The 13,886-nt window shown below is 70.6% G+C and carries 12 protein-coding genes; 2 read left to right on the top strand and 10 right to left on the bottom strand.

All coding sequences use genetic code 11. The annotated features are described in order from the left end of the window. Positions 1 to 81: 81 nt before the first annotated feature. From ACFVJQ_RS10550 to ACFVJQ_RS10505, 10 genes are all read right to left on the bottom strand, one after another. Positions 82 to 1,080: a sugar phosphate isomerase/epimerase family protein gene (locus tag ACFVJQ_RS10550; protein ID WP_385509883.1), complete on the bottom strand. Its 999-nt coding sequence runs from the start codon at positions 1,078 to 1,080 to the stop codon at positions 82 to 84. An 18-nt stretch (positions 1,081 to 1,098) separates the two neighbouring features. Beyond that, positions 1,099 to 2,307 carry a Gfo/Idh/MocA family protein gene (locus ACFVJQ_RS10545; protein WP_385782559.1) on the bottom strand — a complete coding sequence of 403 codons (1,209 nt, stop codon included), beginning with the start codon at positions 2,305 to 2,307 and terminating at the stop codon, positions 1,099 to 1,101. Positions 2,308 to 2,389: 82 nt separating this feature from the next. Then, positions 2,390 to 3,433, bottom strand: coding sequence for a substrate-binding domain-containing protein (locus tag ACFVJQ_RS10540; protein WP_224739155.1), 1,044 nt, complete (start codon positions 3,431 to 3,433; stop codon positions 2,390 to 2,392). A gap of 17 nt (positions 3,434 to 3,450) precedes the next feature. Next, entirely contained in the window at positions 3,451 to 4,470 is a 1,020-nt protein-coding gene (locus ACFVJQ_RS10535; protein ID WP_385509881.1) for an ABC transporter permease, read from the bottom strand. Then, complete coding sequence (locus ACFVJQ_RS10530) at positions 4,467 to 5,984, bottom strand: sugar ABC transporter ATP-binding protein (RefSeq protein WP_385509880.1); 1,518 nt, start codon at positions 5,982 to 5,984, stop codon at positions 4,467 to 4,469. The genes ACFVJQ_RS10535 and ACFVJQ_RS10530 overlap by 4 nt, the downstream gene beginning before the upstream one ends. 92 nt (positions 5,985 to 6,076) lie before the next feature. Further along, on the bottom strand, positions 6,077 to 7,258 hold the full coding sequence (locus ACFVJQ_RS10525) for an ROK family protein (RefSeq protein ID WP_385509879.1): 1,182 nt from the start codon (positions 7,256 to 7,258) through the stop codon (positions 6,077 to 6,079). A gap of 164 nt (positions 7,259 to 7,422) precedes the next feature. Beyond that, positions 7,423 to 8,100: a GntR family transcriptional regulator gene (locus tag ACFVJQ_RS10520; RefSeq protein WP_129800230.1), complete on the bottom strand. Its 678-nt coding sequence runs from the start codon at positions 8,098 to 8,100 to the stop codon at positions 7,423 to 7,425. A 144-nt stretch (positions 8,101 to 8,244) separates the two neighbouring features. Continuing rightward, positions 8,245 to 9,183 (bottom strand): beta-ketoacyl-ACP synthase III, encoded by a 939-nt coding sequence (locus ACFVJQ_RS10515; RefSeq protein ID WP_385509878.1) that lies wholly within the window; start codon positions 9,181 to 9,183, stop codon positions 8,245 to 8,247. Positions 9,184 to 9,330: 147 nt separating this feature from the next. Further along, positions 9,331 to 9,465: a hypothetical protein gene (locus tag ACFVJQ_RS10510; protein ID WP_263579290.1), complete on the bottom strand. Its 135-nt coding sequence runs from the start codon at positions 9,463 to 9,465 to the stop codon at positions 9,331 to 9,333. Next, a complete protein-coding gene (locus ACFVJQ_RS10505) occupies positions 9,434 to 10,765 on the bottom strand; it encodes an OFA family MFS transporter (RefSeq protein ID WP_385782552.1) in 1,332 nt (443 codons plus the stop codon). The genes ACFVJQ_RS10510 and ACFVJQ_RS10505 overlap by 32 nt, the downstream gene beginning before the upstream one ends. 225 nt (positions 10,766 to 10,990) lie before the next feature. On the opposite strand from ACFVJQ_RS10505, the gene ACFVJQ_RS10500 reads away from it, so the two are divergent. Together ACFVJQ_RS10500 and ACFVJQ_RS10495 are read left to right on the top strand one after the other, a co-directional pair. Then, positions 10,991 to 11,962 carry a 2-dehydropantoate 2-reductase gene (locus ACFVJQ_RS10500; RefSeq protein ID WP_385782549.1) on the top strand — a complete coding sequence of 324 codons (972 nt, stop codon included), beginning with the start codon at positions 10,991 to 10,993 and terminating at the stop codon, positions 11,960 to 11,962. Next, positions 11,959 to 13,881, top strand: coding sequence for a molybdopterin oxidoreductase family protein (locus tag ACFVJQ_RS10495; RefSeq protein WP_385509875.1), 1,923 nt, complete (start codon positions 11,959 to 11,961; stop codon positions 13,879 to 13,881). Before ACFVJQ_RS10500 ends, ACFVJQ_RS10495 begins: the two co-directional genes overlap by 4 nt. Positions 13,882 to 13,886: the final 5 nt, after the last annotated feature.

Below are 13,886 nucleotides of genomic sequence, written 5' to 3'. Positions count from 1 at the left end.
ACAAAGCAGGATCCGCGCAGGTCGGAGGGGGGACCGGCGGTTGTTCCGGCCCCCGTCCCGACCTGCCGCCGGGTGCGTGGTTCAGTGGTTGAACGCGGCGTCGAAGGACGCGCTGGGCGGCTCGAAGTCGAAGGCCTTCAGGCGGGCCAGCGCCTCGGGGGCGCCCTGGAGCCGGTCCATGCCGGCGTCCTCCCACTCGACCGAGATGGGGCCCTGGTAGTCGATGGAGCGCAGCATCCGGAAGACGTCCTCCCAGGGGACGTCCCCGTGTCCGGCGGAGACGAAGTCCCAGCCGCGGCGCGGGTCGCCCCACGGCAGGTGGGAGCCGAGCCGGCCGTTGCGCCCGTCGAGGCGCTTGCGGGCCTCCTTGCAGTCGACGTGGTAGATCCGGTCACGGAAGTCCCACAGGAAGCCGACCGGGTCGAGGTCCTGCCAGACGAAGTGCGAGGGGTCGAAGTTCAGCCCGAAGGCGGGACGGCGGTCGACCGCCTCCAGCGCCCGCTGCGTCGTCCAGTAGTCGTACGCGATCTCGCTGGGGTGGACCTCGTGGGCGAACCGCACGCCCTCGGCGTCGAAGACGTCCAGGATCGGGTTCCAGCGCTCGGCGAAGTCCTCGTAGCCGCGTTCGATCATCGACTCGGAGGCGGGCGGGAACATCGCGACCAGGTGCCAGATGGCGGAGCCGGTGAAGCCGATGACGGTGTCGACGCCGAACGCGGCCGCGGCGCGCGCGGTGTCGGCGATCTCGGCGGCGGCCCGCTGCCGTACGCCCTCGGCGTCGCCGTCGCCCCAGATGCGGGCGGGCAGGATGGCCTGGTGGCGTTCGTCGATGATGGCGTCGCAGACGGCCTGGCCGACCAGGTGGTTGGAGATGGCCCAGCATTTCAGGCCGTACTTGTCCAGCAGCGCATGCCGGGATTGGAGGTACGCGGGATCGGTCAGCGCCTTGTCGACCTCGAAGTGGTCGCCCCAGCAGGCGAGTTCCAGCCCGTCGTAGCCGAAGTCACGGGCGAGGCGGCAGACCTCCTCGAGCGGCAGGTCGGCCCACTGGCCGGTGAAGAGCGTGAAGGTGCGGGGCATGTCAGGGGCTCCTCGGTATCAGACCGCTATCGGTGTGTAGACGGAGTTCTTCTGGGCGCTCTCCTCCACCGCCGCGAGGACGCGCTGTACCTGGAGCCCGTCGGCGAAGGAGGGTTCGGGCCGGCGGCCCTCGGCGACGGCGTGGACCAGGTCGCGGGCCTGGTGGACGAAGCTGTGCTCGTAGCCGAGGCCGTGGCCCGGCGGCCACCAGGCCTCCAGGTAAGGGTGGTCGGGCTCGGTGACGAGGATGCGGCGGAAGCCGGCGTGCGCGTCGGGTTCGGTGCCGTCGTGGTACCAGAGCTCGTTGAGCCGCTCCAGGTCGAAGGCCAACGAGCCGCGTTCGCCGTTGAGTTCGATGCGCAGGGCGTTCTTGCGGCCGGTGGCGTACCGGGTGGCCTCGAAGGAGGCGAGCGCGCCGGAGGTGAAGCGGGCGGTGAACACGGCGGCGTCGTCGACGGTCACCTGCCCGGTACCGGCGGCCGTGACCGCGGACAGGCCTCGCGCGGAGCCGCCGGGCAGCGGGCGCTCCCGTACGAACGTCTCGGTGAGCGCGGAGACCCCGGCCAGCTGCTCGCCGGCCAGGTACTGCGCCAGGTCGACGATGTGCGCCCCGAGGTCGCCGAGCGAGCCGGAGCCGGCCAGTTCCTTGCGCAGCCGCCAGGTCAGCGGGGCCTGCGGGTCGACCAGCCAGTCCTGGAGGTACGTCACACGGACGTGCCGCAGGGTGCCGATCCGGCCCTCGGCGACCATCCGGCGGGCCAGCGCGGTGGCGGGCAGGCGGCGGTAGTTGAAGCCGACCATCGCCAACTGGCCGCGCTCGTACGCGGCTTCGGCGGCGGCCGTCATCGTCTCGGCCTCCTCGACGGTGTTCGCGAGGGGCTTCTCGCACAGAACGTGCTTGCCGGCGGCAAGCGCGGCCAGGGCGATCTCGGCGTGGCTGTCGCCGGGGGTGCAGATGTCGACCAGGTCGACGTCGTCGCGGGCGATCAGGGCACGCCACTCGGTCTCGGCCGCCGCCCAGCCGTGCCGGTCGGCCGCCGCCCGCACGGCGGTCGCGTCCCGCCCGCAGATCGCGGCCAGTACCGGGCGCCGGGGCAGGTCGAAGACGCGGCCCACGGTGCGCCAGCCCTGGGAGTGGGCGGCGCCCATGAAGGCGTAGCCGACCATGCCGATGCGCAGCGGAGGCTTCTCGGACTCGGCCCCTTCGGACGTTTGCGGCTGTGCCATACGGATGTCCTCCTCGTCGTCGTGGCGCGGTGGGGGGTGGGGCCCGACCGAGACGTGCGGTCGGGCCGTCGTACAGGGCGCCTCACTGGAAGCCGGTGGACATGTACTGGTCGACGTTGGTCTTGTCGACCACGGCCGAGTAGAGCGTGATCGACGCCGGGATCTCGTACTCGGCGAGGCCGCCGACGCCCTTGCCCTGCCCGAGGGCGCGGGCCAGGTCGATCGCGGAGGCCGCCATGGTGGGCGGGTAGAGGACGGTCGCCTTCAGGACGCCGTTGTCCTGCTCGATGGCCTGGAAGGCGGAGAGCGCGCCCGCGCCGCCCACCATCAGGAAGTCGTCACGGCCGGCCTGCTCGATGGCACGCAGCGCGCCCACGCCCTGGTCGTCGTCGTGGTTCCACAGGGCGTCGAACTTCGACTGCGCCTGGAGCAGCTGGGCCATCTTGGCCTGCCCGGACTCCACGGTGAACTCGGCGGCCTGGCGGGCCACCTTCCGGATGTTGGGGTAGTTCTTCAGCGCGTCGTCGAAGCCCTTGGTGCGCTGCTGGGTCAGTTCCAGGTTGTCCAGCCCCGCCAGTTCGATGACCCGGGCATTGGGCTTGTCCTTGAGCTTCTCGCCGATGTAGTGGCCGGCGTTGAGGCCCATGCCGTAGTTGTCGCCGCCTATCCAGCAGCGGTACGCCTGCGGGGTGTTGAAGATCCGGTCCAGGTTGACCACCGGGATCCCGGCCCGCATCGCCTTGAGCCCGACCTGGGTGAGCGCCTTGCCGTCGGCGGGCAGCACGACCAGGACGTCGACCTTCTTGTTGATCAGGGTCTCGATCTGGCCGATCTGCTGGGCCGTGTCGTTGGAGCCCTCGGTGATCTCCAGGGTCACGTCCTCGTACTTCTCGGCGCGGCTCTTGGCGTTGTCGTTGATGGCGTTGAGCCAGCCGTGGTCGGCCTGCGGGCCGGCGAATCCGATGGTGACCTGCTTGCCCGGCTGGTCGTCGGCGGCCGGCTGGTTGCTGTCGGCGGCCTCGCCCTGCTCCTTGGGCTCGTTACTCGTGCAACCTGCGAGGAGGGCACCGGCCGAGACGGCGGCGGTCCCGAAGAGCAGTCCTCTGCGTGTGGGGAGCTGTGACATGGCGGTGAACCCTTTCCTCAGGTCGTGCTCGCGGTACGGCGCTGGACCAGCACGGCGGCGACGATGATCGCGCCCTTGGCGATCTGCTGAACGTCGCTCTGCAGGTTGTTCAGGGCGAAGATGTTGGTGATCGTGGTGAAGATCAGGACGCCGAGCACGGAGCCGACGATGGTGCCGCGGCCGCCGCTGAGCAGCGTGCCGCCGATGATCGCGGCGGCGATGGCGTCGAGTTCGTAGAGGTTGCCGTTGGTGTTCTGACCGGAGCCGGACAGGATGATCAGCAGGAAGGCGGCGATACCGCAGCACAGTCCGGACAGCAGGTAGAGGTAGAGCCGCTGGCGGCGGACGTCGATACCGGCCAGCCGGGCCGCCTCCGCGTTGCCGCCGACGGCGACCGTGCGGCGGCCGAAGGTGGTGCGGTTCAGGATCAGCCAGCCGATGATCGTGACCACGGCGAAGACCAGGACGAGCGGCGGGATGCCGAGCACGTACGCGTCGCGTTCGCCGAGGTCGAGGATGCCGTCGACGGTGACGATCTGCGTCTTGCCGTCGGTGATCTGCAGCGCCAGTCCGCGTGCCGAGGCCAGCATGGCGAGGGTGGCGATGAACGGGACCATCCCGCCGTACGCGATGAGCAGTCCGTTGACCAGACCGCAGCCGAGGCCGACGAGCACCGAGGTGAAGAGGATGCCGCCGAAGCCGTACTCCTGTGTGGCGACGGTGGTCGCCCACACGGAGGCGAGGGCGACGATCGCACCCACGGAGAGGTCGATGCCGCCGGAGGTGATGACGAAGGTCATGCCGACGGTGACGACGCCGATCACCGAGGCCTGGGTGAGGACGAGTTGGAGGTTGCGGGTGTCGAGGAACTCGTCCGGCTTGGTGATGCCGCCGATGACGACCAGCGCGGCGAGCACGCCGAGAAGGGACAGGGTGCGGACATCGGCGCGGGCCAGGAGGCCGCGCCAGGCGGGGAGTTGACCGACCGGCGGCACCTTGTCGGTGCTGCCCCGCGGCGGGGACACGGGCTGCGTCATGACGCCGGGCTTCCTTCCATCACGAGGTCGAGTACGCGGTGTTCGTCGAGTTCACGGGCGGGGGCGGTGTGTACGACGCGGCCCTCACGGAGCACCAGGACGCGGTCGGCGAGGCCCAGCACCTCGGGTACTTCACTGGAGACCAGCAGGACGGCGAGCCCCTCGTCGGCGAGCCTGCGGACCACCGCGTAGAGCTCGGCGCGGGCGCCCACGTCGACTCCGCGGGTGGGTTCGTCGAGCAGCAGGACGCGGCAGCCACGCAGCAGCCAGCGGGCCAGGACGGCCTTCTGCTGGTTGCCGCCGGAGAGGGTGCGCACCGGCACGTTCGGGTTGTCGGGCCGCAGCGACAGTTCGCGGGTCGCCGCCCGTGCGGCGCCCAGTTCTGCTCCGCGGTCGATCCAACCGCCGCGTGAGAAGCGGGACATGGAGGAGACCGAGACGTTACGGGTGACCGACTCCAGCATCAGCAGGGCCTGCGCCTTGCGTTCCTCGGGCGCGAGTCCGAGTCCGGCGCGGACGGCGGCGCGCACGCTGCCGGACTTCAACGGCCGTCCATCGACCAGCACCTGGCCGGAACTCGGCTTGCGGGCACCGTAGATGGTCTCCAGGATCTCGGACCGCCCGGAGCCGACGAGCCCCGCCAGACCGACGATCTCGCCGGGCCGCACGCTCAGGTCGAACGCCTCGAACTCACCGTCCCGGGCCAGTCCCCGGACCTCGAGCAGCGGCTCGCCCTGCGCCGGTGCGGCCGGCCGGTCGGGGAAGACGTACTCGACGTTGCGTCCGGTCATCAACGCCACCACCTCACGCGTCGGCGTCGACTTCGCGGGCAGCCCGCCCGCCACCGCCCGCCCGTCCTTCAGCACGGTGACCCGGTCGCCGATGCGGCGGATCTCCTCCAGGCGGTGCGAGATGTAGACGACGGCGACACCGTCGGCGGTGAGGTCGCCGACGATCCGGAAGAGGTTGTCGACCTCGTCGGGGTCGAGGGCGGCGGACGGCTCGTCCATCACGATCAGCCGTACGTCGTGGGAGAGCGCGCGTGCCATGGAGACGATCTGCTGCTGGGCCGCGGACAGCTCGCCGACCAGACGTGCGGGGTCGATCTCCGGGTGGCCGAGCCGTTTCAGCAGCTGCGCCGTCGAGGCTTTCGCCGTCCTGCGTCGTACGACGAAACCGGCGGCCGTGGGTTCATGGCCCAGGTGCACGTTTTCGGCCACCGACAGATGCTCCACCAGGTCGAGTTCCTGGTAGATGGTGGCGATGCCGAGGCGCATGGCGGCGATGGGTGAGCGGAGGGTGACCGGTTCGCCGCGCCAGCGGATCGTGCCGTCGTCGGGCTGGTGGGCGCCCGCCAGGACCTTGATGAGCGTGGATTTCCCGGCGCCGTTCTGGCCGAGCAGACAGTGCACTTCACCGGCCTGGACGTCGAGGTCGACACCGTCCAGGGCGCGGACGCCGGGGAACGACTTGGTGATGCCGGACATGCTGAGCAGCGGTGGTTCTGGTGCCATGTGGGTTCCCCTTGGCGGGCGTGCGGACCGGTTCAGGGCAGGGCAAAGCAGAGCAGGGTGCGGTGCTGGACGAACTGTGGTGCGAGGTCTCGTTACGCCGGTGAGAACAGGTGGTCGCTGATCAGTCGGGCCGCGCCGATGACTCCGGCGGTGGGGCCCAACTCCCCCAGAACGATGGGCAGGTTGCCGGTCGCCAGTGGCAGCGACTGGCGGTAGACCTGGGTGCGGATCGCGGCGAGCAGGGTGTGGCCGAGGCCGGTCACCCCGCCACCGATCACCACCAGGCCGGGGTTGAAGAAGCTGACCAGGCCGGCGATGACCTGGCCGGTGCGGTTGCCGCCCTCGCGGATCAGCTCGAGGGCGGTGGCGTCGCCGGCGGCGGCCGCGGCGGCGACGTCGATCGCGGTGAGGCTGCCGTTCGCCTCCAGCCTGGTCGCGAGCTCGGCGGAGAGCCCGTGTTGAGCCGCCTCCAGCGCGTCGCGGGCGAGTGCCGCGCCGCTGAAGTGGGCCTCCAGGCAGCCCCGGTTGCCACAGACGCACGGACGTCCGTCGGGCACGGCCTGGATGTGCCCGATGTCGCCCGCGGAACCGGTCGTGCCGCGGTGGACCGCACCGCCGACGACGATGCCGCAGCCGATGCCGGTGCCGATCTTGACGCAGAGGAAGTCGCCCACGGAACGGGCGACGCCCGCGTGCATCTCCCCCATCGCCATCAGGTTCACGTCGTTGTCGACCATGACCGGACAGCCGAGTTCCTGGCTGAGCGCCTCCCGCACCGGGAAGCCGTCCCAGCCCGGCATGATCGGCGGCGCCACGGGGACGCCCTCGGGGAACCGGACCGGACCGGGGACGCCGATGCCGGCGCCGTCGAAGCCCTCGGCGAGCCCCGACGCCTTCAGCTTGGCGGCCATGGCCAGGACCTGCTCGAAGACCGCGACCGGACCCTCGCGCACCTCCATCGGCTGGGTGATGTGCCCCAGGATCTCCAACTCGGCGTTGGTGACCGCGACGTCGATGGAGGTCGCGCCGATGTCGACGCCGAGGAAGCGCAGGTTCGGCGCCAGCCGGATGTTGTGCGAGCGGCGTCCGCCGCGCGAGGCGGCGAGTCCGTCGGCGACGACCAGGCCCGTCTCCAGGAGCCGGTCCACCTCCACGGCCAGCTTGGACCGCGACAGGTCGACCTGATCACCCAGCTGGGCCCGGGAGTTGGGCCCGCCGTCGCGCAACAGCTTCAGCAGCCTGGCCTGGTGGGCGTTCGCGGGTCGTGCCGTCATGCGTCTCACAAGCCCCTCCCCGCCTCGGATCGGCCATCGCTGTCCGGCTTTCGAGGGGAACGTAGCAGCGGCTGCCGGAGGGGGGAAGAAGTCGCGCAGGAATTCGCGCAGACTTTTTCCACTGACAGGACAAAGACCCGGCACCTAGGGCCGGTGAGGCAGGCTCAGGACGTCGCCCGCGCGTGGTACGACCGCCGTGTGTGCTCCGTGTGCTCCCGCATCAGCTGCGTGGCCCGCTGCTCGTCCCGTTCGGTGATCGCGGCGATCAGGGCGCGGTGCTCGATCCAGGACTGCTTGCCGCGCTGCCGGGCGACCGGCGTGTAGTACCAGCGCACCCGGCGGTCCACCTGGGCGGCGAGTTCGGCGAGGACCGCGTTCCCCGCCAGTTCCATGATCTTCGCGTGGAAACGGGCGTTGAGCGCCACCGCCCCGTCCACGTCGTCGGCGGCGACCGCGCCCTCGCCCTCGGCGCACAGCTCCTCCAGGGCGGCGACACCGGCGCTGCCGGCGTTGGCGGCGGCGAGCCGGGCCGCCTCGGCCTCCAGGAGCGTACGGACCGTCAGGAGCTGGTCGGCCTCCTCCTCGGTGGGCTCGTGCACGAACGCGCCCTGGGCGGGCCGCAGATCGACCCATCCCTCGGTGTTCAGCCGCTGCAACGCCTCGCGCACCGGCTGCCGGGAGACGCCGAGATGCCCGGCCAGTTCGCTCTCGACCAGGTGCTGGCCGGGCTGGAGGGCGCGGGTGGTGATGAGTTCGAGCAGCGCCTCGTAGACGCGATCGCGCAACGGGCCGGGCCGTTCGAGCTTGGGCACCGCCCCCTGCGGCAGTCCTGTCGACAACATCGGTCCCCCTCCTCGGCAGGCCGTGCACAGCAGCCGTAAAGCCAATGGAAAGACAGTATCAATTGTCTTTCGTCTACAGTCTACGGCGCACAAGTGCCAGGCCCCGGGGGAGTCGACCGCGTCACACCCCGTGGTCCGCGCAGGTCAGGGGCACCGGACGACCTGCCCGGCGTACGACAGGTTCCCGCCGAAGCCGAACAGCAGCACCGGATCCCCGCTCGAGATCGCGCCCTGCTCCACCAGTTTGGAGAACGCCAGCGGGATGCTGGCGGCCGATGTGTTGCCGGACTCGGAGACGTCGCGCGCGACGACCGCGTTCACCGCGCCGAGCTTCTCGGCGAGCGGCTCGATGATGCGCAGGTTGGCCTGGTGCAGCACGACGGCGGCGAGGTCCTCGGGGGCGAACCCGGCACGCTCGCAGGCCTGGCGGGCGAGGGGCGGCAGTTGGGTGGTCGCCCAGCGGTAGACGCTCTGGCCCTCCTGCGCGAACCGCGCGGGCTCGCCCTCGATGCGCACGGCGTGCCCCATCTCGGGCACGGATCCCCACAGCACCGGACCGACACCCGGCTCGTCGGCGGCCTCCACGACGGCGGCCCCCGCTCCGTCGCCGACGAGCACACATGTCGTCCGGTCCGTCCAGTCGGTGACGTCGGACATCTTGTCGGCGCCGATGACCAGCGCCCGGGTCGCCGCACCCGCGCGCACGGTGTGGTCGGCGGTGGCGAGGGCGTGGGTGAAACCGGCGCACACCACGTTGATGTCCATCGCGGCGGGCCGGGGGATGCCGAGCCGGGCGGCGACGCGGGCGGCCATGTTCGGGGAGCGGTCGACGGCCGTCGAGGTGGCGACGAGAACCAGATCGATGTCGCCGGGGGCCCGTCCGGCCGACGCGAGCGCCTTGGCCGCGGCGTGTGCGGCCAGCTCGTCGACCGGCTCGTCGGGGCCGGCGATGTGACGGGTCCGGATGCCGACCCGGGACGTGATCCACTCGTCGCTCGTGTCGACCATGCCCGCCAGGTCCTCGTTCGTGAGCACTCTGGCGGGCTGGTAGTGGCCGACGGCGGCGATCCGCGAGCCGTTCATGGTGTCCCCCTCCTTGTTGCGGTTAGCGGGGTTCACCAGTCTGATCAGTGACTCGCGGGTACGACGGCAGGTGAAGCCACAGGAATCGGCCGCCCGGCTTGTCGGCTTCCCTCAGATTCCCGGACGTCCAGCAAAGTCCCGGAGCGGTCACCCGGTGAACAGCTGGGTGGCCTTCCGTACGAGTTCGTACAGGCCGTAGGCGAGTGGCGCCCCCACCCACAGCCAGGCGAAGGCGATCAGCGGCCGCCGGTCAGGCGGACTCTGGCTGCTGTCGTCGGACATCGGCGGCCTCCCTCGGAGTGGACACGTGGTGGCGGGGATGGACGGGGCGGACCAGCTCGTTGGCGACGAATCCGACGACGAGCAGCCCGATCATGATGACGAACGACAACCCGTACAGGGACGCGCCGTGCTTGCCGGCCTCCTCCTGCCGGTCGGCGATCCAGTTGACGATCAGCGGACCGAGCACACCGGCCGTGGACCAGGCGGTGAGCAGCCGTCCGTGGATGGCGCCGACCTGGTAGGTGCCGAAGAGGTCCTTCAGGTAGGCGGGGATGGTGGCGAACCCGCCGCCGTAGAAGGACAGGATCACCAGCGCGCACAGGATGAACAGCGGCTTGGAGGAGTCGCCGAACAGCGCGATGAGCAGGTACATCAGCGCGCCCGCGCCGAGGTAGACGCGGTAGATGTTCTTGCGCCCGATCAGGTCGGACGTCGACGACCAGCCGATGCGGCCCGCCATGTTGGCCGCCGAGAGCAGGGCGACGAATCCGGCGGCCGCCGTCACCGAGACCGGCGTGGAGGTGTCGGCGAAGAAGTCCGTGATCATCGGTGCGGCCTTCTCCAGGATGCCGATGCCGGCGGACACGTTCATGCAGAGCACGACCCACAGACACCAGAACTGCGGGGTGCGCACGGCGTTTCGCGCCGACACCTGCACGCCCTCGACCACGCTCGGCCCGTCGGCCACCGGCTTCTCGGTCCGCGGCACCCGCACCAGCAGCACGCCGAGCAGCATGAACACGGCGTACGTCAGCCCGTGCACAAGGAAGGCGAGCGCGATCCCGGAGCTGTCCGAGCCGAACGACTCCAGCATCTGCGCCGACCAGGGCGAGGCGATGAGCGCGCCGCCGCCGAAGCCCATGATGGCGATGCCGGTGGCCATGCCGGGCCGGTCCGGGAACCACTTGATCAGTGTGGAGACGGGCGAGATGTAGCCGATGCCCAGGCCGATCCCGCCGACGAAGCCGTAGCCGAGGACGATCAGCCAGTACTGCTCCGTCGCCGCACCGAGCGCGGAGAGCAGAAAGCCCGACGAGAAGCACACCAGTGCCACCGTCATCGCCCAGCGCGGCCCGTTGCGCTCCACGAGCGTGCCGCCGAACGCGGCCGACAGACCGAGCATGACGATGCCGAGCTGGAAGGGCAGCGCACTCTGCGTGCCGCTGAGACCGAGCGCGGATTCGAGCGGCGGCTTGAACACGCTCCAGGCGTAGGCCTGGCCGATGGACAGGTGGACGGAGAGCGCGGCGGGCGGCACCAGCCACCGGCTCCATCCCGGGGGTGCGACGGGGGGACTCATGATCCCGAACGGTAGGAAGGAAGAAGGGAGTTGAGAAGTCGACGCGTCGACCGTATGCGGTGAACGGTATCCCGGGCGCGACGAACGGTCAGCGCTCGGACTCTTGCCGACCCAACTTCCATACTGTAGACAATATTTCGTCGACAAGACATGAAACCGCCGTCGACCACCCCGGACCCACCCCGACCACCTCCGCGGTATCCCTCAAACCGAACGGAGTGTCCCGTGAAAGTCGCAGTCCTCGGCGCCGGTGCGATCGGCGCCTACGTCGGCGCCGCGCTCCACCGCGCGGGTGCCGATGTGCATCTCATCGCCCGTGGACCGCATCTGGCGGCCATGAGGCAGCACGGAGTGCAGGTGCTCAGCCCGCGCGGTGACTTCACCGCGCACCCCCACGCCACCGACGACCCGGCCGAGGTCGGCCCGGTCGACTATGTCTTCCTGGGCCTGAAGGCCAACTCGTACGCGGCGTGCGGGCCGCTGATCGAGCCGCTGCTGCACGACACCACGGCGGTCGTGGCCGCCCAGAACGGCATCCCCTGGTGGTACTTCCACCGGCACGGCGGCCCCCACGACGGCCACCGCGTCGAGAGCGTGGACCCGGACGGCGCGGTCAGTGCGGTGCTCGCGCCCGAACGGGCCGTCGGCTGTGTCGTCTACGCGGCCACCGAGCTCGAAGGGCCGGGTGTCGTACGGCACTTGGAAGGCACCCGGTTCTCCATCGGCGAGCCCGACCGCAGCGTGTCCCGGCGGTGTCTCGCCCTCAGCGAGGCCATGCAGACCGGCGGGCTGAAGTGCCCGGTCGAGCCGGACCTGCGCAACGACATCTGGCTGAAGCTGCTCGGCAACATCTCCTTCAACCCGATCAGCGCGCTGGCCCGCGCGACCATGCGGCAGATGTGCCTGCACGGCGGCACCCGCAGAGTCATCGAGATCATGATGGCCGAGACCCTCTCCGTCGCCGAAGCCCTCGGCTGCAAGGTGGGCGTCTCCATCGAACGCCGCCTCGCGGGCGCCGAGAAGGTCGGCGACCACCGCACCTCCACGCTCCAGGACCTGGAGCGCGGCAAGCCGCTGGAACTCGACGTACTCCTGGCCGCCGTCGTCGAGTTGGCGGACATCACCGGCGTGGACGTGCCCACCCTGCGCACCGTGCACGCCATCTCCGACCTGCTCGCGCTGAGGAGCGCCGCATGAGGAAACGCCAGTCCACGAAGACGTACACCCGGCTCACCCACCCCCTGGTCCGCGACTCCCGCGATGAGCCGCTGCGCCGGGCCACCTGGGACGAGGCGCTCGACCGGACCGCCCGGGGCCTGGCGGCCGCCCGCGGCGCATTCGGCATGTTCTCCTGCGCCCGCGCCACCAACGAGATGAACTACGTGGCGCAGAAGTTCGCCCGCGTGGTCATGGGCACCAACAACGTCGACTCCTGCAACCGCACCTGCCACGCGCCGAGCGTCGCGGGCCTGTCCGCCGCCTTCGGCTCGGGCGGCGGGACCTCCTCGTACGAGGAGATCGAGCACACCGACGTCATCGTGATGTGGGGTTCCAACGCCCGTTTCGCGCACCCGATCTTCTTCCAGCACGTACTGAAGGGGATCAGGAACGGCGCCCGGATGTACGCGGTCGACCCGCGGCGGACGAGCACCGCCGAGTGGGCGGAGAGCTGGCTCGGCCTGAACGTCGGCACGGACATCCCGATGGCGCACGCGATCGGCCGCGAGATCATCCACGCCGGCCTGGCCAACGAGGCGTTCATCGAGCGGGCGACCAGCGGCTTCGAGGAGTACCGGGCGCTCGTCGAGCCGTGGACGCTGTCCCTCGCCGAGAAGGTGACCGGCGTACCCGCCGCCGCCGTCCGGGAGTTGGCGCACGCCTACGCCCGAGCCGAGCGCGCCCAGCTGTGCTGGACCCTCGGCATCACCGAGCACCACAACGGCACCGACAACGTCCGCGCCCTGATCAACCTGTCCCTGCTGACCGGCCACGTCGGCCGCTACGGCGCCGGGCTCCAGCCCCTGCGCGGCCAGAACAACGTCCAGGGCGGCGGCGACATGGGGGCCATCCCCAACCGCCTGCCCGGCTTCCAGGACATCCTCGATGCGGACACCCGGCTCAAGTTCGAGTCGGCCTGGGACACCGTCATCCAGCCGCACTACGGGCTGAACCTGACCGAGATGTTCGAGGCGATGGAGGAGGGCACGCTCAGGGCCGTCTACTGCATCGGCGAGAACCCGGCGCAGTCGGAGGCGGACAGCGGGCAGGCGGTACGGCGGCTGCAGGCCCTGGACTTCCTGGTCGTCCAGGACATCTTCCTGACGAAGACCGCCGAACTGGCTGACGTCGTCCTGCCCGCCACCGCCGGTTGGGCGGAGACCGAGGGCACGACCACCAACAGCGAGCGCCGGGTCCAGCGCGTACGCCGGGCCGTGACCCCGCCCGGCGAGGCCCGCGAGGACATCGACATCATCTGCGACCTGGCGGCCCGGCTCGGCCACGAATGGAAGTACGCCGACGCCGAGGCGGTCTGGAACGAGCTCAGGTCGGTGTCCCCGGACCACTACGGGATGACCTACGAGCGCCTGGAGGACCACCAGGGCATCCAGTGGCCCTGCCCCAGCACCGAGCGGCTCGAACCGACCTATCTGCACGGCCGGTTGTGGGAGTCCGACCCGGCGAAACGGGGCAGGCTCGCGCCCTTCGGGCTGGTGCAGCACGATCCGCCCGTCGACCTCACCGACGAGGAGTACCCGATCCGGCTCACCACCGGGCGGCGGCTCGACTCCTACAACACCGGTGTGCAGAGCGGCGGTTTCGCCTCCCCGCTCCGGCGCGGCGAGTACGTCGAGCTGTGCCCGGAGGACGCCGAGCGGTACGGGGTCGTGGTCGGCGAGGAGGTGCGGGTGACCTCACGGCGCGGCTCGGTCGTGGCGCCGGTGTGGGTCGACCCGGCGCTGCGGCCCGGGCTCGCCTTCATGACCATGCACTTTCCCGACGAGGTGGACACCAACCAGCTCACGATCGAGGCCAACTGCCCGATCGCGGGGACGGCGGAGTTCAAGGCGTCGGCGATCCGGATCGAGAAGCTCCCCGTCGCGACCATCGTGAGGTGACGCAA

The sequence above is a fragment of the Streptomyces sp. NPDC127197 genome (assembly GCF_042672405.1).
Classification (GTDB): domain Bacteria; phylum Actinomycetota; class Actinomycetes; order Streptomycetales; family Streptomycetaceae; genus Streptomyces; species Streptomyces flavusporus.
This window is presented reverse-complemented; position numbering and strand designations above follow the sequence as displayed.

What these genes read in the sequence shown, in the direction of transcription:
- ACFVJQ_RS10550 (WP_385509883.1), bottom strand. Translation starts at nt 1,080, where the DNA reads ATGCCCCGCACCTTCACGCTCTTCACCGGCCAGTGGGCCGACCTGCCG.
- ACFVJQ_RS10545 (WP_385782559.1), bottom strand. Translation starts at nt 2,307, where the DNA reads ATGGCACAGCCGCAAACGTCCGAAGGGGCCGAGTCCGAGAAGCCTCCG.
- ACFVJQ_RS10540 (WP_224739155.1), bottom strand. Translation starts at nt 3,433, where the DNA reads ATGTCACAGCTCCCCACACGCAGAGGACTGCTCTTCGGGACCGCCGCC.
- ACFVJQ_RS10535 (WP_385509881.1), bottom strand. Translation starts at nt 4,470, where the DNA reads ATGACGCAGCCCGTGTCCCCGCCGCGGGGCAGCACCGACAAGGTGCCG.
- ACFVJQ_RS10530 (WP_385509880.1), bottom strand. Translation starts at nt 5,984, where the DNA reads ATGGCACCAGAACCACCGCTGCTCAGCATGTCCGGCATCACCAAGTCG.
- ACFVJQ_RS10525 (WP_385509879.1), bottom strand. Translation starts at nt 7,258, where the DNA reads ATGACGGCACGACCCGCGAACGCCCACCAGGCCAGGCTGCTGAAGCTG.
- ACFVJQ_RS10520 (WP_129800230.1), bottom strand. Translation starts at nt 8,100, where the DNA reads ATGTTGTCGACAGGACTGCCGCAGGGGGCGGTGCCCAAGCTCGAACGG.
- ACFVJQ_RS10515 (WP_385509878.1), bottom strand. Translation starts at nt 9,183, where the DNA reads ATGAACGGCTCGCGGATCGCCGCCGTCGGCCACTACCAGCCCGCCAGA.
- ACFVJQ_RS10510 (WP_263579290.1), bottom strand. Translation starts at nt 9,465, where the DNA reads ATGTCCGACGACAGCAGCCAGAGTCCGCCTGACCGGCGGCCGCTGATC.
- ACFVJQ_RS10505 (WP_385782552.1), bottom strand. Translation starts at nt 10,765, where the DNA reads ATGAGTCCCCCCGTCGCACCCCCGGGATGGAGCCGGTGGCTGGTGCCG.
- ACFVJQ_RS10495 (WP_385509875.1), top strand. Translation starts at nt 11,959, where the DNA reads ATGAGGAAACGCCAGTCCACGAAGACGTACACCCGGCTCACCCACCCC.